This is a genomic window from Carnobacterium inhibens subsp. inhibens DSM 13024 (assembly GCF_000746825.1).
Taxonomy (GTDB): Bacteria; Bacillota; Bacilli; order Lactobacillales; family Carnobacteriaceae; genus Carnobacterium_B; species Carnobacterium_B inhibens.
Genome location: NZ_JQIV01000006.1, coordinates 2,246,632 through 2,264,272 on the forward strand (window position 1 = coordinate 2,246,632; position 17,641 = coordinate 2,264,272).

A 17,641-nucleotide genomic window follows, 5' to 3' on the forward strand; every position below is an offset into this window, starting at 1 on the left:
AAAGAAAAAGGCATTCACCTTATAGGAATGATTGGCTTGTTTTTATTTATTCTATCGTTTGCTATAGCGTTGACAATTAATTTGACGCCATTATACGCATTTGATATAGATTACTTAAATATTCCACAAAAAGTAGGGTTACCTAAAGAAGCATTAATGGAAAACTATCGTGTGCTGCTTAACTATTTAAACTTGCCATGGGTGTCAGAATTAAATTTTCCAGATTTTCCAAGTTCCCAAAGCGGGTTGTTTCACTTTTATGAAGTTAAGAGATTGTTCATGGTGGATTATGTCACCATGGTGATTACTGCTGTAGGTTCGTTTTTCTATATTCGTTACATTAAGAAAAATCAGCTTTTTTGGAAGTTGGTTCGTCCATTCCAAGTTGGAATAATGGTTCCTTTAGTGGTGTTTTTTATGATAGCTGTGAGTTTTGATCAGTTATTTGTAGCATTTCATAAATTGTTTTTTAATAATGATGCTTGGTTGTTTAATCCTTCTACAGATCCCATTATTTTAGCTTTGCCTGAAACATTCTTCATGCACTGTTTTATTTTGGCTTTTGTCCTGATTGAACTTCAACTTATTTTTGGGTATTTCTATACTAAAAAAAAGGCCTTTAATTAAACAAGAACGCACTGACATCTAATAGTTGTCAGTGCGTTCTTGTTTACTTTAAAAGTAGTTTTATTTTGTAATGTCGCTTTTCGTTGGATGAGCATGCGCTAAACGACTAGCTGCTGCAGCCGCAATAGCTCCAACGATATCATCTAAAAATGTATGAACTTCATTATCATTGTGACTATTTAATTTTTTTAAAATACCAGGTTTGATTTTGTCGATGTATCCGTAGTTTGTAAAGCCGATAGAACCATAGACGTTAACAATTGAAAGAGCCATGATCTCATCTATTCCATATAGACCCTCATCCTCAACGATGATATCCAATAAAGGGTTCATTAATTCTTTATTTTCAGCTAAAATATCTAACTGGATTCCAGTCAGAATCGTATTTTGAACTTCTCTTTTTTTCAAAACAGCTTTTACGTTTTCTAAACAAACTTCATAAGTTAAATCATCGATATAAGATTGTTGTAAAAACATCACCAATTCAGCAATATCATCTAATTGGACTCCACGTTGGTTTAATAAGGCTAAAGCTTTTTCATGTAACTCATTTGTATCTTTTACCATTTCTATCCCTCCGTTTTAAGTATAAGTTAATTATACTAGAAAGGAGAAGAAATGACTTATAATAACCATCCAAGTCTACTATGAAAAGTTGCCTTTTTCAGCTAAAGAAAAATAAAAACTAAAAAAGGCTGGTACTGTGCATTGGTTGAACACGTTCATCAGGATTGATGTAACTCATTGCATTATTGATAGCCGTAGGAGCTTCACCAAATCCTGTCGCAATCAATTTAATTTTTCCTTCATAAGTACAGATATCGCCAGCGGCATATATACCAGAAACACTAGTTTCCATTTTAGTGTTTACTGGAATCTCGTTTCGTTTAACATCAAACCCCCAATTTTTCATTGGTCCAATAGATGAAGTAAAACCATAATTGATTAAGAAATTGTCAATTTTAAGTTCTTTTTCATCGTCACCTCGGACTTCTTTCAAGTGGACAGATTGGATTTGAGGATGATCACCCTTTAACTCAACCGGAATATAAGGGGTAATCACTTCAACGCTAGATTGTTCTAATAAAGAAACACTGTGTTCCATCGCTCTAAACTTATTCCGACGATGAATAAGGTAAACTTTTTTTGCAATGGGTTCAAGCGTCAATGCCCAATCCACAGCAGAATCGCCACCGCCGCAAATAGCCACAGTACGGTCTTTAAATTGTTCAATATTGTTGACATAGTAATGAAGCGTTTTGCCTTCGTAATCAGCAGCGTGTTCCAACTCTAATCTTCTTGGTTGAAAGGCTCCATTTCCGGCGGTTATAATAATAGCTTTTGAATAGTGAATCCCTTTTTTTGTGGTCATCTCAAATAATTCATCAGCATTTTTAATGACTTGTGTGACTTCTTCTTCTAAACAGATAGTTGGGTCAAAACGCGACATTTGAACAGAAAGATTATCAATCAATTCTTGTCCTTTTACTACTGGAAGAGCCGCAATATCATAAATATCTTTTTCAGGATATAACATACTTAATTGTCCGCCTAATTGTGGTAAACTTTCAATAATCTTAACTTTTGCATTTCGCATACCTCCATAAAAAGCAGCAAACATGCCAACAGGACCGCCACCAATAATCGTAATGTCAAAGACTTCTTTAGTCGTATTCAAAACTGAATTCCTCCAAGAGTACAATTTTATCAATCAAATTGTCTTAAAGTATAGCATATAAGACAAGGGTAATCATAGATTTCAATAAAAAATAGTCCTCTAACCAACTCCTTTTTCAAGGCAAGTAAAGGACTAGTGAAAATTATAAAAATGAAAAGTAGGTCAGTATAGCTCGTGTAATAAAAGCCACTCCAATACCTGTCAGAATCCCAAAAAAGACTTCGATAGGCTTATGTCCTAGATATTCCTTTAAGTGACGCTCTTTTTTCTCATCTACAAGTGACATTGATTCATGAGAAAGTTTCACTACTTTTTTACTCAACGTATGAAAATCAACCATCAATTGATTTAACAAGATTCCCTGTTCTCCACTTTGTCGACGTACACCCATAGAATCAAACATAACAATGGCTCCAAAAGTACTTGCTATAGCTACAAATGGAGAAGCAACTCCGTATTCTAGAGCTAAGGCTGTAATCAATGCTGATACTGCTGCTGAATGGGAACTAGGCATCCCGCCAGTAGAAGTAGCTAACGCCCATGTTGTCTTTCTTCTTAATAGAAAAGCTACTGGTACTTTAATAAATTGTGCAAATGTAATTGCTGCAAATGCTGCAACAAGCGGATAATTCGATAAAATAAGCATAGTGTCCCATCCTTTAAAAAAATCAATAGTCTTTTTTCATATCATAACATGAAACCCCTCTTACTTTGGTAAAAAACGTATTCACAAGAGATAAAAAAATACATCGGTCATCTATTTTTTTGCGCTCCAGTATAAATTAGCTAAAAAAAATAGCAATACAAGTAAGATTTCGGTATGATAGAGAAGAAAATATAAAAAATAGGAGGACGATAAAATGTCTGAATTTCCACAATTATCAACCGAAGTAGCAAGCAATGAAAAAACTGCAACTATTAAAACAACTATGGGTGAGTTGAAAGTTAAATTATTCCCAGAAATTGCTCCTAAAGCTGTAGAAAACTTTGTTAAGTTAGCAGAGAGCGGCTACTACAATGGAATCATTTTTCACCGTGTTATTCCTGATTTCATGATTCAAGGGGGAGACCCAACTGGAACCGGTATGGGTGGAGAAAGTGTTTGGGGAACTTCTTTTGAAGATGAATTCTCAGATAAAGCTTTCAATCTTAAAGGTGCTCTTTCAATGGCTAATGCAGGTCCTCATACAAATGGAAGTCAATTCTTTATTGTATCAGCTTCTCAAACACCACCAAACATGGTAGGCCAATTGGAAGCTGCCGGATACCCAGCAGAAGTTGTTGAAGCTTATAAAGAGAATGGTGGAACACCATGGTTAGATAACCGTCATACTGTTTTTGGTCATGTAGTTGAAGGCATGAACGTTGTAGACAGCATCCAAAATGTTAAACGCGGACCTCAAGATAAACCTGTAAATGATATCGTTATTGAAAGCATTGTAATAAGTTAAAAAAAAAGAAGTTGAGAATAGTATTCTCAACTTCTTTTTTTTATCTATTTGAATGGTCAAAAGCAATCTTGATACGGTTCAATCCTTCTATAACAGTTGCATGAGGAGCAGCAAAATTTAACCGCATGTATTGGGTTCCTTTAGGGCCATATGCTGAACCAGCATTTAATCCAATTTTTCCCACCTGTGCAAAGTGATGGATTAATTGTTCATCTGGAATACCTAAAGTAGAGCAATCAAACCAGAATAAGTAAGTGCCTTGTGGTCTCATATAATGGACTTGAGGCAATTCTGTATCAAAAAAAGTACAAATAGTTTCTAAATTAATTTTTAAATAGGCTAAGAGATCTTCTAACCAAGGACCGCCAGTTTTAAAAGCAGCTTCTGTAGCAATGTATCCAAATGTATTGATGCTATTTTGTTCTGTTTTTGCTTGAACGTGTTTTATAGCATTGCGCAATGTTTCGTTTTGAACGAATATCATTGAATTTTTAATGCCAGCTAAGTTGAAAGTCTTAGTGGCTGCTGTAAGTGTAATAACGAAGTCTTGGTAGTGTTCATCGATAGCCGCAACAGAAACGAAATTCTCAGATTTGTAAACAAGATCTCCATGTATTTCATCACTACACAAAATAACATGATACTTTTGACATAAGGTAGCCAATTGAATCAATTCTTCCTTTGTCCAGACACGGCCACCAGGGTTATGAGGGTTACTTAAAATAACTAAACGGACCTTTTCTTGCTTAAACTGTTGTTCAATAGCTGCAAAATCCATTTTAAATAAATTATCCTCAATGAGCAGTGGAGAACGAATGGCTCTGCGGTTATTCAACGTTACCATTTGCTCAAATGGGTTGTAGACGGGATCGTGAATCGACACAGCATCCTGTTCTTTAGTGAATGTTTGAATAATGAGTGCAATACTTGGAACAACGCCAGGTGAAAATAAAATATCTTGAGGCTTCAAATGCAAATTGTGGCGTTCTTTTTGCCAGTCAATAATAGATTTGTAAAGTGAATCAGATGGAAAAGAGTAACCTAAAATCTGTTGTTCTACTAATTTTTTCAATTCATCGACAACTGTGGGGGGATTGGCAAAGTCCATATCGGCTACCCACATAGGTAAAACATCCTCGTTTTCAAATAATTTTTTAGCATAATCCCATTTAATACTATGTTGTCCATTTCGATCAATAATATCATCAAAATTCCATTTCATTTAGCTGTTCCTCCGTTCAAATAGATAGTCAATGCCTTTTAATTTAGTATACTGATAAAATTAATAGATATCTAATATTCGCTCTATCTATACTAAATACATAAAAAAATTAAGGTAACGTTAAAATGAAAACGTATTCTGAACACACGTTAATATTATTTGTGCTAGAATAAAAACATAAATAAAAAGTTTTTTTAAAACGTATAAGTGAGGTGATAGGGGTGGAGTACAAAATTGGTATGGTAATCAAAGGAACAGTTACTGGAATTCAACCTTATGGAGCATTCGTCTCTCTTGACAATGAAACACAAGGACTTATCCATATCTCAGAATGCAAACACGGTTTTGTTAAAGACTTAAGTGAAGTATTAGAAGTAGGCAGCGATATTGAAGTGATGGTATTAGACATTGATGAATACACAAAAAAAATCAGTTTATCTCTAAGAGCGTTAGAGGAAAGTACGACCTATCAATATCATCCTAAGAAAAGACGTCAACACCATGAAAAATCCGATAAAATTGGTTTCGCTACAATAAAGGAAGCAATGCCTAAATGGATTGAAGAAGCAAAAGAAGATGAAAAAAAGAAATTAGTGTATTAAGGTAATGATTGACCTATTGTAAACAAAATAAATGAGCTTAAAACTATAGGTAGAGGTGTAAACTAATGATAGAAAAAAGATGGGTAGCTGGGACGATAATGGCAAAAGGACCAGAAGGAAAATATGTATTCTTGGTAAAAGAAGAAGCTGAGTTGCACTCTTTCCCTACCACAGAAATCAGTGATGCTAAAACAGGGTTAGCTTGTATAATAGACCAGTTAAAGTTAATTTTACCCATTGATGCCTCTGATTTGAATTTATACGAACTGACAAATGCAGTAGTTAATGATAAACGTATCCCGTTGTTTGTTTTCGAATTATATAATGAAGAAATAGACCATAGTCTTTTGACTGAAAACAACAAACATTCTTTATCTTGGCTACATTCTGATGATCTTACAAAAACCTTAGAAAATTGGGAAATCTCAGGAGTTCCACAATTTAAATAATATTAACCTTTAGCGGTATTTCTCATATAGGAAATGCCGTTTTTTTCTTGCTTTTTTTCAGTAAAACAACTAAAGTTAAAAGGTATGGGAATAGTACTTTTATTCTCTAAGACAATTAATTGGAGGGATTTAAGTGGGTCATATTAAATTTGATTATTCAAATGTTGAGAAATTTGTACAACCACATGAAATCGCGAACTTACAACAACAGGTAACTACTGCTGATGAAATGTTGCGCAAAGGGACTGGAGCAGGTAGTGATTACCTAGGTTGGATCGACTTACCAAAAAATTATGATAAAGAAGAATTTGCTCGCATCAAAGAAGCAGCTAAAAAAATTCAAAATGATTCAGAAATTCTTGTTGTTATCGGAATTGGTGGATCTTATTTAGGAGCAAAAGCTGCCATTGATTTCTTAAATCATTCTTTTGTTAACTTACTAGATAAAGAAACGCGTAAAGCGCCACAAATTCTGTTTGCTGGAAATAGCATCAGTTCAAGTTACTTGCATGATTTGATCCAAGTAATTGGAGACCGTGATTTCTCAGTAAACATTATCTCTAAATCAGGTACGACTACTGAGCCAGCTATTGCTTTTAGAGTATTTAAAGAATTATTAGAAAAGAAATATGGTGCAGAAGAAGCTAAATCACGTATTTATGCTACTACAGATAAAGAACGCGGAGCTTTAAAACAAGAAGCAAATGCACAAGGCTATGAATCATTCATCATTCCTGATGACGTTGGCGGACGATTCTCTGTATTAACAGCAGTAGGTTTATTGCCAATCGCAGCAAGCGGAGCAGACATTGATCAATTGATGATAGGTGCTGCAGATGCGTCAGTTGCATTATCAAATGATAAAATTGAAGAAAATGAAGCTTACCAATATGCAGTATTGCGTAACGTCTTCTACCGTAAAGGGAAAGATACTGAAATTTTAGTTAATTATGAACCATCATTACAATACTTCTCTGAGTGGTGGAAACAATTAGCTGGAGAATCTGAAGGTAAAGACCAAAAAGGAATCTATCCTTCAAGTGTAAACTTCTCTACTGATCTTCACTCAATGGGTCAATACATCCAAGAAGGACAACGTAATATCTTTGAAACGGTTATTAAAGTAGATAAACCAAAATTTGATATTGCTATTCCGGCTACTGAAGCAGATTTGGACGGCTTAGGCTATTTAGAAGGAAAAGGAATAGACTACGTAAATACTAAAGCATTCCAAGGAACTCTATTGGCTCATACTGATGGAGATGTACCTAATCTAATTGTAACGATTCCTCAACAAGATGCTTATACTTTAGGCTACATGATGTACTTCTTTGAAATCGCAATCGGTTTATCTGGTTACTTAAATGGTGTTAATCCATTTGACCAACCAGGTGTTGAAGCATACAAGAAAAATATGTTTGCTTTATTAGGAAAACCTGGCTTTGAAGAATTAGGTAAAGAATTAAATGCACGTCTGTAATCTAGCATCATATAAAAAATAGTTACCAGTTAAAAGCTTTAGTATCTTTTTCTATCGTTAATATAGAAGAAAGATATTAAAGCTTTTTTTGTACGTAATATTAACTAGGGAAATTAATTTAGTGAAGCTAGTTAAATGGGTTAGAATAAATGATTTCTTTAAGTTAGTATAGAATATAAAGAAAAGTAGAAATTGAAGTCGGATTAATTATAAAAGTTAGCTGCTATTTTATTCGGATTATTGTAAGCTTATTGAACTGTCTATAAAAATTATGATCCAAACCAGGTTAAACTTTCCTGCACTTAATCTAATTTTTAAATCTCTCGCGAGTTCTTTTATTCTGATCAGTGGTTTAGGAGTTTTTTTTAAGCTTCTTATATTTGGGTGTACTTTTAGCGTTATGCTATTTATTAGCTGACTTATTAAGAAAGCAAGTATTATTTGTAAAAGACACATCGAACATTTTTTTAATAGTTTATTTGAGCAGGCATATAGTTTTGCCTAGTTATTTTTTTTGTTAAATAAGCCAACATATAAATAGAAAAAGTGAAAAAGATGTTGAATAGTAGAGTTTGTCTATAGTAAAGTATTCTAATAATCAAAAAATAGTTGTGATTTACTCTTATATAGAAGAAAGGAGAATAATATGAACAAAAATTTTATATTACATCAAGCAAAGCCTGAAGATTTCGAAATGATTGAAGGGCTACTTAAAGAAACGGCATTATGGTTAAAAGCTAAAGGTTCTTTACAATGGAACGGAATATTAGATGGCAAAGATAACCACGATACAGCAAGTGCAATTTTAAGAGGAGAGGTCTTCTATGGAACAGTTGATAATGAACTAGCAGGGATGTTCATTTTATGGGATTGCCAAAGTAAGTGGGATGTTACGTTATGGGGAGCAGATTCAAGTAATGATTTTTATTACCTTCATCGATTAAATATAAAAAGAAATAAATCAGGAATGGGTATTCCGCATTTGATGATCAATGCAGCAAAAGAATATGCGAAACAAGAACGAAAAAAAGCACTTCGGTTAGATTGCATTGCTGAAAATAGATTTTTAAATCAAATGTATCAACAAGAAAAATTTGATTTTATTGATTGTGTAAAAGATGTTAATGCAGGAGAACAAATAAATGACTTTAATTTGTATCAATATGTAATAAAATGATTTTCGGAAAAAGCGAACAATCCTAAAGCCATTTTTTAAAATATACTTAATTTTGTATACCTTTGATTTATGTAAGGCAAATTAAAATGCAATAAAATGATAAAATATACGTTTTTTGAAAAAAAGTAAAAAAAAGGAAATCTTTTTATTGACCAGTCTTAAAAAACTTGTTATAGTAATTGATGTCGCTAAGAGAGATACGTGATAGACCTAGTAGTTCGAAAATGTTATTATAAAAATAATGTTGACAGAATGTAAAGAAATATGTTATTCTACTAAAGTCCTCATGAAATAACTGAGCTGGCAAATGGATAAATATTCAAATAAAAAAATATTTATTTAAAAAGTTGTTGACAAGTTGAAAAACAACTGCTATAATTTAGAAGTTGTCAGAAACAAAACAACAAGCTTTAGACCTTTGAAAACTAAACAAAGTAAGACGAACCAAATGTGAGGGTGACTCAGCAGTGCTGAGTCAACAGTAACAAATATAGTGAATAATTATTCGCTAGCAATCAATAATGAGCTTCAAGCATCATTTTATATGAGAGTTTGATCCTGGCTCAGGACGAACGCTGGCGGCATGCCTAATACATGCAAGTCGAACGCTTTTGTTTCACCGGGTGCTTGCACCCACCGAGACAAAAGAGTGGCGGACGGGTGAGTAACACGTGGGTAACCTGCCCATAAGAGGGGGATAACATCCGGAAACGGATGCTAATACCGCATATTTCCAATTGTCTCCTGACAGATGGAAAAAAGGTGGCTTCGGCTACCGCTTATGGATGGACCCGCGGCGTATTAGCTAGTTGGTGAGGTAATGGCTCACCAAGGCGATGATACGTAGCCGACCTGAGAGGGTGATCGGCCACACTGGGACTGAGACACGGCCCAGACTCCTACGGGAGGCAGCAGTAGGGAATCTTCCGCAATGGACGAAAGTCTGACGGAGCAATGCCGCGTGAGTGAAGAAGGTTTTCGGATCGTAAAACTCTGTTGTTAGAGAAGAACAAGGATGAGAGTAACTGCTCATCCCCTGACGGTATCTAACCAGAAAGCCACGGCTAACTACGTGCCAGCAGCCGCGGTAATACGTAGGTGGCAAGCGTTGTCCGGATTTATTGGGCGTAAAGCGAGCGCAGGCGGTTCTTTAAGTCTGATGTGAAAGCCCCCGGCTCAACCGGGGAGGGTCATTGGAAACTGGAGAACTTGAGTGCAGAAGAGGAGAGTGGAATTCCACGTGTAGCGGTGAAATGCGTAGATATGTGGAGGAACACCAGTGGCGAAGGCGACTCTCTGGTCTGTAACTGACGCTGAGGCTCGAAAGCGTGGGGAGCAAACAGGATTAGATACCCTGGTAGTCCACGCCGTAAACGATGAGTGCTAAGTGTTGGAGGGTTTCCGCCCTTCAGTGCTGCAGCTAACGCATTAAGCACTCCGCCTGGGGAGTACGACCGCAAGGTTGAAACTCAAAGGAATTGACGGGGACCCGCACAAGCGGTGGAGCATGTGGTTTAATTCGAAGCAACGCGAAGAACCTTACCAGGTCTTGACATCCTTTGACCACTCTAGAGATAGAGCTTTCCCTTCGGGGACAAAGTGACAGGTGGTGCATGGTTGTCGTCAGCTCGTGTCGTGAGATGTTGGGTTAAGTCCCGCAACGAGCGCAACCCCTATTATTAGTTGCCAGCATTCAGTTGGGCACTCTAGTGAGACTGCCGGTGATAAACCGGAGGAAGGTGGGGATGACGTCAAATCATCATGCCCCTTATGACCTGGGCTACACACGTGCTACAATGGATGGTACAACGAGTCGCAAGGTCGCGAGGCCAAGCTAATCTCTTAAAGCCATTCTCAGTTCGGATTGCAGGCTGCAACTCGCCTGCATGAAGCCGGAATCGCTAGTAATCGCGGATCAGCACGCCGCGGTGAATACGTTCCCGGGTCTTGTACACACCGCCCGTCACACCACGAGAGTTTGTAACACCCGAAGTCGGTGAGGTAACCCTTTTGGGAGCCAGCCGCCTAAGGTGGGACAGATAATTGGGGTGAAGTCGTAACAAGGTAGCCGTATCGGAAGGTGCGGCTGGATCACCTCCTTTCTAAGGAATATAACGGAAACCCACACATTCGTACTTACTTTGTTTAGTTTTGAGAGGTCTAATCTTCTCAATAGATAGATGTTGTTCTTTGAAAACTGGATAAAGTTAAAAAATTGTAATTCAAGTAAGAAACCAGAAACACACCGAAAAGTTTTAAAAATGAGTTTTTTAAGGTTCTCATCGTAAGATGAGTATTGAACATTAACGATTAACCATAGGTTAAGTTAATAAGGGCGCACGGTGAATGCCTTGGCACTAGGAGCCGATGAAGGACGGGACTAACGCCGATATGCTTTGGGGAGCTGTAAGTAAGCTTTGATCCAAAGATTTCCGAATGGGGGAACCCAGCATCTTTGATAGGATGTTACTGCTAACTGAATACATAGGTTAGTAGAGGTAGACGCAGAGAACTGAAACATCTAAGTACCTGCAGGAAGAGAAAGAAAAATCGATTCCCTGAGTAGCGGCGAGCGAAACGGGAATAGCCCAAACCAGAAAGCTTGCTTTCTGGGGTTGTAGGACTGAACACATAGAGTCATAAATGGATTTGGTAGGAGAAGCGACCTGGAAAGGTCTGCCGAAGAAGGTAAAAGCCCTGTATCCGAAACCACATCCACTCTGATCAGTATCCTGAGTACGGCGGAACACGAGAAATTCCGTCGGAATCCGGGAGGACCATCTCCCAAGGCTAAATACTCCCTAGTGACCGATAGTGAACCAGTACCGTGAGGGAAAGGTGAAAAGAACCTCGGAAGAGGAGTGAAATAGCCCCTGAAACCGTGTGCCTACAAATAGTTAAAGCCCGTTAATGGGTGATAGCGTGCCTTTTGTAGAATGAACCGGCGAGTTACGATCCCATGCGAGGTTAAGTTGATGAGACGGAGCCGTAGCGAAAGCGAGTCTGAATAGGGCGAATGAGTATGTGGTCGTAGACCCGAAACCAAGTGATCTACCCATGTCCAGGTTGAAGGTGCGGTAATACGCACTGGAGGACCGAACCCACGTATGTTGAAAAATGCGGGGATGAGGTGTGGGTAGCGGAGAAATTCCAATCGAACTTGGAGATAGCTGGTTCTCTCCGAAATAGCTTTAGGGCTAGCCTCGGAATTAGAATCATGGAGGTAGAGCAACTGTTTGGACTAGGGGCCCTTCTCGGGTTACCGAATTCAGATAAACTCCGAATGCCATTGATTTATATCCGGGAGTCAGACTGCGAGTGATAAGATCCGTAGTCGAAAGGGAAACAGCCCAGACCACCAGCTAAGGTCCCAAAGTTTATGTTAAGTGGAAAAGGATGTGGAGTTGCTTAGACAACTAGGATGTTGGCTCAGAAGCAGCCATCATTTAAAGAGTGCGTAATAGCTCACTAGTCGAGTGACCCTGCGCCGAAAATTTACCGGGGCTAAACATAACACCGAAGCTGTGGATAGAACCATTGGTTCTATGGTAGGAGAGCGTTCTAAGGGCGTTGAAGCTAGATCGCGAGGACTAGTGGAGCGCTTAGAAGTGAGAATGCCGGTATGAGTAGCGAAAGACGGGTGAGAATCCCGTCCACCGAATGACTAAGGTTTCCTGGGGAAGGCTCGTCCTCCCAGGGTTAGTCGGGACCTAAGTCGAGGCCGAATGGCGTAGACGATGGACAACAGGTTGAGATTCCTGTACCAGTTTGTTTTGTTTGAACAATGGAGGGACACAGTAGGCTAAGGAATACGCGCTGTTGGATATGCGCGTCCAAGCAACAAGTTTTGAAGTGAGTCAAATGCTTGCTTCTTTAAGAACAAGTTGTGATGGGGAGGGAAATTAAGTACCGAAGTTCCCGATGTCACACTGTCAAGAAAAGCTTCTAGTTAGAAACAAACTGCCCGTACCGCAAACCGACACAGGTAGTCGAGGAGAGAATCCTAAGGTGTGCGAGAGAACTCTCGTTAAGGAACTCGGCAAAATGACCCCGTAACTTCGGGAGAAGGGGTGCTGACCAATTGGTCAGCCGCAGTGAATAGGCCCAGGCGACTGTTTATCAAAAACACAGGTCTCTGCAAAATCGTAAGATGACGTATAGGGGCTGACGCCTGCCCGGTGCTGGAAGGTTAAGAGGATGGGTTAGCTCTCGGGCGAAGCTCAGAATTGAAGCCCCAGTAAACGGCGGCCGTAACTATAACGGTCCTAAGGTAGCGAAATTCCTTGTCGGGTAAGTTCCGACCCGCACGAAAGGCGTAACGATCTGGGCACTGTCTCAACGAGAGACTCGGTGAAATTATAGTACCTGTGAAGATGCAGGTTACCCGCGACAGGACGGAAAGACCCCATGGAGCTTTACTGCAGTTTGATATTGAGTGTTTGTACAGCTTGTACAGGATAGGTAGGAGCCATTGAAGCCAGGACGCCAGTCTTGGTGGAGGCGTTGGTGGGATACTACCCTTGCTGTATGACCACTCTAACCCACAGCCCTTATCGGGCTGGGAGACAGTGTCTGACGGGCAGTTTGACTGGGGCGGTCGCCTCCTAAAGTGTAACGGAGGCGCCCAAAGGTTCCCTCAGAATGGTTGGAAATCATTCGCAGAGTGTAAAGGCATAAGGGAGCTTGACTGCGAGACCTACAAGTCGAGCAGGGACGAAAGTCGGGCTTAGTGATCCGGTGGTTCCGCATGGAAGGGCCATCGCTCAACGGATAAAAGCTACCCTGGGGATAACAGGCTTATCTCCCCCAAGAGTCCACATCGACGGGGAGGTTTGGCACCTCGATGTCGGCTCATCGCATCCTGGGGCTGTAGTCGGTCCCAAGGGTTGGGCTGTTCGCCCATTAAAGCGGTACGCGAGCTGGGTTCAGAACGTCGTGAGACAGTTCGGTCCCTATCCGTCGCGGGCGTAGGAAATTTGAGAGGAGCTGTCCTTAGTACGAGAGGACCGGGATGGACACACCTCTGGTGTACCAGTTGTTCTGCCAAGGGCATTGCTGGGTAGCTATGTGTGGACGGGATAAACGCTGAAAGCATCTAAGCGTGAAGCCCCCCTCAAGATGAGATTTCCCATCACGTAAGTGAGTAAGACCCCTGAGAGATGATCAGGTTGATAGGTTGGAAGTGGAAGTCTAGCGATAGATGGAGCGGACCAATACTAATCGGTCGAGGACTTAACCAAAGAATAAACGGTGTACGACGGTTTCTAAACGAAGAACAAACTTTTAACTTATCCAGTTTTGAGAGAACAACGTTCTCTAGATTGAAATTTGTGTGGTGGCGATGGCAAGAAGGTCACACCTGTTCCCATGCCGAACACAGCAGTTAAGCTTCTTAGCGCCGATGGTAGTGAAGGGTTTCCCTTTGTGAGAGTAGGACGCTGCCACGCAGATTCAATTATTTTTTCTCAGATGGAGGTTTAGCTCAGCTGGGAGAGCATCTGCCTTACAAGCAGAGGGTCGGCGGTTCGATCCCGTCAACCTCCACCATGAGTCATTAGCTCAGTTGGTAGAGCATCTGACTTTTAATCAGAGGGTCGCAGGTTCGAATCCTGCATGACTCATAACTAATCATTCAACATGTTTAGTTATGCCATACTTTTGCGGGTGTGGCGGAATTGGCAGACGCACTAGATTTAGGATCTAGCGTTGAAAGACGTGGGGGTTCAAGTCCCTTCACCCGCACCATTTTTTTTGAATGATTAGTGAAGTACCACTTTAGCCGGCTTAGCTCAGTTGGTAGAGCATCTGATTTGTAATCAGAGGGTCGAGGGTTCAACTCCTTTAGCCGGCATTTTGTTGCGAAAGTAGTTCAGTGGTAGAACATCACCTTGCCAAGGTGGGGGTCGCGGGTTCGAATCCCGTCTTTCGCTTACTAGTTCAACTAGTGAGCTCATTCGTAAGAATGACAAGCTGTTCTAATGCCGGGGTGGCGGAACAGGTAGACGCACAGGACTTAAAATCCTGCGGTGAGTGATCACCGTGCCGGTTCGATTCCGGCCCTCGGCACCATTTGCACCCATAGCTCAATTGGATAGAGTACTTGACTACGAATCAAGGGGTTAGAGGTTCAAGTCCTCTTGGGTGCATTTCTTTTGTAAAAAAGATAAAACTCAGCATTACGGGAAGTAGCTCAGCTTGGTAGAGCACTTGGTTTGGGACCAAGGGGTCGCAGGTTCGAATCCTGTCTTCCCGATTTAAAATTTAGGGGCCTTAGCTCAGCTGGGAGAGCGCCTGCCTTGCACGCAGGAGGTCAGCGGTTCGATCCCGCTAGGCTCCACTTTTTTAAAAATATTCACCTTATTATTATGGCGGTGTAGCTCAGCTGGCTAGAGCGTCCGGTTCATACCCGGGAGGTCGGGGGTTCGATCCCCTTCGCCGCTATTATTATTATTATTTAAAAGATCTTGGACCTTTAGCTCAGTTGGTTAGAGCAGACGGCTCATAACCGTCCGGTCGTAGGTTCGAGTCCTACAAGGTCCATTAATCAGTAAAGATTAAAGTAACCTTGTATCATTATGGAGGATTACCCAAGTCCGGCTGAAGGGAACGGTCTTGAAAACCGTCAGGTGTGTAAAAGCACGCAAGAGTTCGAATCTCTTATCCTCCTTTTTTTAAAATGATTCATTAATATTATCGCGGGGTGGAGCAGTTGGCAGCTCGTCGGGCTCATAACCCGAAGGTCACAGGTTCAAGTCCTGTCCCCGCAATTTATCTTTTGTAAAAAAGATAGTATAAAAGTAAAAAAGGTCTCGTGGTGTAGGGGTTAACATGTCTGCCTGTCACGCAGAAGATCGCGGGTTCGATTCCCGTCGAGACCGTTTTTTGCGGGTGTAGTTTAGTGGTAAAACCACAGCCTTCCAAGCTGTTGATGCGAGTTCGATTCTCGTCACCCGCTTTTTTTATGGGCCTATAGCTCAGCTGGTTAGAGCGCACGCCTGATAAGCGTGAGGTCGATGGTTCGAGTCCATTTAGGCCCATTGAATAAATTAAATAATTAACTATTTTGGTTTTTTGGGGAAGTACTCAAGTGGCTGAAGAGGCGCCCCTGCTAAGGGTGTAGGTCGTTAACGCGGCGCGAGGGTTCAAATCCCTCCTTCTCCGTAATTTATTTTTTTGTGTTTTTTTCGGCCCGTTGGTCAAGCGGTTAAGACACCGCCCTTTCACGGCGGTATCACGGGTTCGATTCCCGTACGGGTCATAAACAATTATGTTTAATTTAATACTGAAATATCTTATCAGTCTTATGGAGGATTACCCAAGTCCGGCTGAAGGGAACGGTCTTGAAAACCGTCAGGTGTGTAAAAGCACGCAAGGGTTCGAATCCCTTATCCTCCTTTTTCAAATTAATATTAATATTATCGCGGGGTGGAGCAGTTGGCAGCTCGTCGGGCTCATAACCCGAAGGTCACAGGTTCAAGTCCTGTCCCCGCAATTTATCTTTTTTATAAAAGATAGTTTAAAAATAAAAAAGGTCTCGTGGTGTAGGGGTTAACATGTCTGCCTGTCACGCAGAAGATCGCGGGTTCGATTCCCGTCGAGACCGTTTAATTGAATAGTTGGCCTGGTAGCTCAGTTGGTAGAGCACTTGATTGAAGCTCAAGGTGTCGGCAGTTCGATTCTGTCCCAGGCCATTTATGTAATGCGGGTGTAGTTTAGTGGTAAAACCACAGCCTTCCAAGCTGTTGATGCGAGTTCGATTCTCGTCACCCGCTTTTTTTTTATGGGCCTATAGCTCAGCTGGTTAGAGCGCACGCCTGATAAGCGTGAGGTCGATGGTTCGAGTCCATTTAGGCCCATTAATTAAAAATAGTAAACTGGCCCGTTGGTCAAGCGGTTAAGACACCGCCCTTTCACGGCGGTATCACGGGTTCGATTCCCGTACGGGTCATAAAATAACAAAAAAAGAACAAGAGAAAATTCTCTTGTTCTTTTTTTGTATTGATTAGAAAAAACAGTACTAGAAACTTAATCTTGCTAGTACTGAAAGGGATATACGGGAAGAGAAAATTAAAATATATGGACAAATAAAATAATACTAAATGCGATAAAGAAAGAAATAGAATAGATATACAGCATTCTTTGTTTAAGTTTAGTTGGAACAGTTTTTTTAGTAGATAGAATGGACTGAATAATGCTAAGAGCAAAAGGAATAGTCAATAAAATAATAAAACTCAGTTTGTTAAATGTAGGAATAAAGATGATAAAGCTGATGAGATAAATAAGAACAGTCAATCCTAAAAAGATGCGATTAAACAGCTCTTGTTTTAAAAATAATAAGGTTGTCTGATCGTTGCTGAAATCTTTATGGATACTTCCATAATTTAATTGAAGTTTTCCAAACTCTACTAAGAATACAACTAGGACTAGAGGAATGCTCCAGTAAAAAAGAGTTGAGGGGATAAAGTTAGCTTGAACATAAAAACTTAAGTAGGTTAAAATCCCACCTTTAAAAATACTAGAGAAAACTAACATTAGCCAAGCATAACCTTGTTTAACAAGATAGAATTGTAGATGAATCACTAAACTGTACAAAAGTAATAGCAAACCAGCTAAATAATGGACTCTAAAAGAAAAATAGAAGATAAGCAGTAGATTAATGATTTCGAAAGCAATAAAAGACAATTGAAAATAAGAAATCGATTCCTTAGTCTTTTTAAATAGAAAATTCCCTAATAAATGGTTGATAAAAGTAAAACTATACAATAAGAAAAAATGCACAACACTAAAGTGAGCATACTGACCTGCATACAAAGTCCCACTTATTAAGTAAGATAAAGGAATGGTTAAAACTAAAAATAAAGGATGGTAAAGATAATGGTTTATAGTTTTGAAGATAGATTGGAACAATTTAAAAACCCCTTTTAACTGTTTGTCTATTCTTATTTTACCTAAAAA

11 protein-coding genes, 25 tRNA genes and 3 rRNA genes are annotated in these 17,641 nt (G+C 39.7%); 34 read left to right on the forward strand and 5 right to left on the reverse strand.

What is annotated here, in order from left to right; genetic code table 11:
- Window positions 1-27: 27 nt before the first annotated feature.
- On the forward strand, window positions 28-627 hold the full coding sequence (locus BR65_RS11800) for a TIGR01906 family membrane protein (RefSeq protein WP_043945564.1): 600 nt from the start codon (window positions 28-30) through the stop codon (window positions 625-627).
- 60 nt (window positions 628-687) lie between these two features.
- On the opposite strand, the gene BR65_RS11805 is transcribed toward BR65_RS11800, so the two are convergent.
- From BR65_RS11805 to BR65_RS11815, 3 genes are all read right to left on the reverse strand, one after another.
- The gene (locus BR65_RS11805) at window positions 688-1,194 is read right to left on the reverse strand and encodes a phosphatidylglycerophosphatase A family protein (protein WP_023177022.1); all 507 of its coding nucleotides are present in this window, start codon (window positions 1,192-1,194) and stop codon (window positions 688-690) included.
- Between the two features lie 118 nt (window positions 1,195-1,312).
- Window positions 1,313-2,305 carry an NAD(P)/FAD-dependent oxidoreductase gene (locus BR65_RS11810; RefSeq protein WP_034538354.1) on the reverse strand — a complete coding sequence of 331 codons (993 nt, stop codon included), beginning with the start codon at window positions 2,303-2,305 and terminating at the stop codon, window positions 1,313-1,315.
- Between the two features lie 142 nt (window positions 2,306-2,447).
- Window positions 2,448-2,951 (reverse strand): divergent PAP2 family protein, encoded by a 504-nt coding sequence (locus BR65_RS11815; RefSeq protein ID WP_023177024.1) that lies wholly within the window; start codon window positions 2,949-2,951, stop codon window positions 2,448-2,450.
- Between the two features lie 214 nt (window positions 2,952-3,165).
- Here BR65_RS11815 and BR65_RS11820 point away from each other — a divergent pair, with 214 nt between their 5' ends.
- Window positions 3,166-3,756 carry a peptidylprolyl isomerase gene (locus BR65_RS11820; RefSeq protein ID WP_034538357.1) on the forward strand — a complete coding sequence of 197 codons (591 nt, stop codon included), beginning with the start codon at window positions 3,166-3,168 and terminating at the stop codon, window positions 3,754-3,756.
- A 40-nt stretch (window positions 3,757-3,796) separates the two neighbouring features.
- Here the strand turns inward: BR65_RS11820 and BR65_RS11825 are convergent, their stop codons facing one another.
- A complete protein-coding gene (locus BR65_RS11825) occupies window positions 3,797-4,978 on the reverse strand; it encodes a MalY/PatB family protein (RefSeq protein ID WP_034538359.1) in 1,182 nt (393 codons plus the stop codon).
- 221 nt (window positions 4,979-5,199) lie between these two features.
- Between BR65_RS11825 and BR65_RS11830 the strand changes: the two genes are divergently transcribed.
- From BR65_RS11830 to BR65_RS11985, 32 genes are all read left to right on the forward strand, one after another.
- The gene (locus tag BR65_RS11830) at window positions 5,200-5,580 is read left to right on the forward strand and encodes a CvfD/Ygs/GSP13 family RNA-binding post-transcriptional regulator (RefSeq protein ID WP_023177027.1); all 381 of its coding nucleotides are present in this window, start codon (window positions 5,200-5,202) and stop codon (window positions 5,578-5,580) included.
- Between the two features lie 65 nt (window positions 5,581-5,645).
- A complete protein-coding gene (locus BR65_RS11835) occupies window positions 5,646-6,029 on the forward strand; it encodes a hypothetical protein (RefSeq protein WP_023177028.1) in 384 nt (127 codons plus the stop codon).
- Window positions 6,030-6,162: 133 nt separating this feature from the next.
- Window positions 6,163-7,509, forward strand: coding sequence for a glucose-6-phosphate isomerase (locus BR65_RS11840; RefSeq protein ID WP_023177029.1), 1,347 nt, complete (start codon window positions 6,163-6,165; stop codon window positions 7,507-7,509).
- A gap of 646 nt (window positions 7,510-8,155) precedes the next feature.
- Window positions 8,156-8,686, forward strand: a complete 531-nt coding sequence (locus tag BR65_RS11845; protein ID WP_023177030.1) for a GNAT family N-acetyltransferase — start codon at window positions 8,156-8,158, stop codon at window positions 8,684-8,686.
- A 540-nt stretch (window positions 8,687-9,226) separates the two neighbouring features.
- Window positions 9,227-10,788 (forward strand): 16S ribosomal RNA (locus BR65_RS11850).
- Between the two features lie 217 nt (window positions 10,789-11,005).
- A 23S ribosomal RNA gene (locus BR65_RS11855) occupies window positions 11,006-13,926 on the forward strand.
- 91 nt (window positions 13,927-14,017) lie between these two features.
- Window positions 14,018-14,133: ribosomal RNA gene (gene rrf, locus BR65_RS11860) — 5S ribosomal RNA — on the forward strand.
- The 16S, 23S and 5S rRNA genes sit together here with 25 tRNA genes alongside, the layout of an rRNA operon.
- Before the next feature lie 24 nt (window positions 14,134-14,157).
- A tRNA-Val gene (locus tag BR65_RS11865) sits at window positions 14,158-14,233 on the forward strand.
- A gap of 1 nt (window position 14,234) precedes the next feature.
- Window positions 14,235-14,307: transfer RNA gene (locus tag BR65_RS11870), tRNA-Lys, on the forward strand.
- A 39-nt stretch (window positions 14,308-14,346) separates the two neighbouring features.
- A tRNA-Leu gene (locus BR65_RS11875) sits at window positions 14,347-14,431 on the forward strand.
- A gap of 33 nt (window positions 14,432-14,464) precedes the next feature.
- Window positions 14,465-14,537: transfer RNA gene (locus tag BR65_RS11880), tRNA-Thr, on the forward strand.
- Window positions 14,538-14,544: 7 nt separating this feature from the next.
- Window positions 14,545-14,616, forward strand: a tRNA-Gly gene (locus tag BR65_RS11885).
- Window positions 14,617-14,666: 50 nt separating this feature from the next.
- A tRNA-Leu gene (locus BR65_RS11890) sits at window positions 14,667-14,755 on the forward strand.
- 3 nt (window positions 14,756-14,758) lie between these two features.
- Window positions 14,759-14,832 (forward strand) — tRNA-Arg (locus BR65_RS11895).
- Between the two features lie 33 nt (window positions 14,833-14,865).
- Window positions 14,866-14,939 (forward strand) — tRNA-Pro (locus BR65_RS11900).
- Window positions 14,940-14,950: 11 nt separating this feature from the next.
- Window positions 14,951-15,023 (forward strand) — tRNA-Ala (locus BR65_RS11905).
- A gap of 30 nt (window positions 15,024-15,053) precedes the next feature.
- Window positions 15,054-15,127: transfer RNA gene (locus BR65_RS11910), tRNA-Met, on the forward strand.
- 25 nt (window positions 15,128-15,152) lie between these two features.
- Window positions 15,153-15,226: transfer RNA gene (locus tag BR65_RS11915), tRNA-Ile, on the forward strand.
- Between the two features lie 37 nt (window positions 15,227-15,263).
- Window positions 15,264-15,353: transfer RNA gene (locus BR65_RS11920), tRNA-Ser, on the forward strand.
- 27 nt (window positions 15,354-15,380) lie between these two features.
- A tRNA-Met gene (locus BR65_RS11925) sits at window positions 15,381-15,453 on the forward strand.
- A gap of 38 nt (window positions 15,454-15,491) precedes the next feature.
- Window positions 15,492-15,564 (forward strand) — tRNA-Asp (locus tag BR65_RS11930).
- A 6-nt stretch (window positions 15,565-15,570) separates the two neighbouring features.
- Window positions 15,571-15,641: transfer RNA gene (locus BR65_RS11935), tRNA-Gly, on the forward strand.
- A gap of 8 nt (window positions 15,642-15,649) precedes the next feature.
- A tRNA-Ile gene (locus tag BR65_RS11940) sits at window positions 15,650-15,723 on the forward strand.
- A 36-nt stretch (window positions 15,724-15,759) separates the two neighbouring features.
- Window positions 15,760-15,847 (forward strand) — tRNA-Ser (locus BR65_RS11945).
- Between the two features lie 25 nt (window positions 15,848-15,872).
- Window positions 15,873-15,944: transfer RNA gene (locus BR65_RS11950), tRNA-Glu, on the forward strand.
- 47 nt (window positions 15,945-15,991) lie between these two features.
- Window positions 15,992-16,081: transfer RNA gene (locus BR65_RS11955), tRNA-Ser, on the forward strand.
- A 24-nt stretch (window positions 16,082-16,105) separates the two neighbouring features.
- Window positions 16,106-16,178 (forward strand) — tRNA-Met (locus BR65_RS11960).
- Window positions 16,179-16,216: 38 nt separating this feature from the next.
- Window positions 16,217-16,289, forward strand: a tRNA-Asp gene (locus tag BR65_RS11965).
- Between the two features lie 15 nt (window positions 16,290-16,304).
- A tRNA-Phe gene (locus tag BR65_RS11970) sits at window positions 16,305-16,377 on the forward strand.
- A gap of 10 nt (window positions 16,378-16,387) precedes the next feature.
- Window positions 16,388-16,458, forward strand: a tRNA-Gly gene (locus BR65_RS11975).
- A 10-nt stretch (window positions 16,459-16,468) separates the two neighbouring features.
- A tRNA-Ile gene (locus BR65_RS11980) sits at window positions 16,469-16,542 on the forward strand.
- Between the two features lie 20 nt (window positions 16,543-16,562).
- Window positions 16,563-16,634: transfer RNA gene (locus tag BR65_RS11985), tRNA-Glu, on the forward strand.
- A 119-nt stretch (window positions 16,635-16,753) separates the two neighbouring features.
- Here BR65_RS11985 and BR65_RS11990 read toward each other — a convergent pair.
- On the reverse strand, window positions 16,754-17,593 hold the full coding sequence (locus BR65_RS11990) for a UbiA prenyltransferase family protein (protein ID WP_034538362.1): 840 nt from the start codon (window positions 17,591-17,593) through the stop codon (window positions 16,754-16,756).
- Window positions 17,594-17,641: the final 48 nt, after the last annotated feature.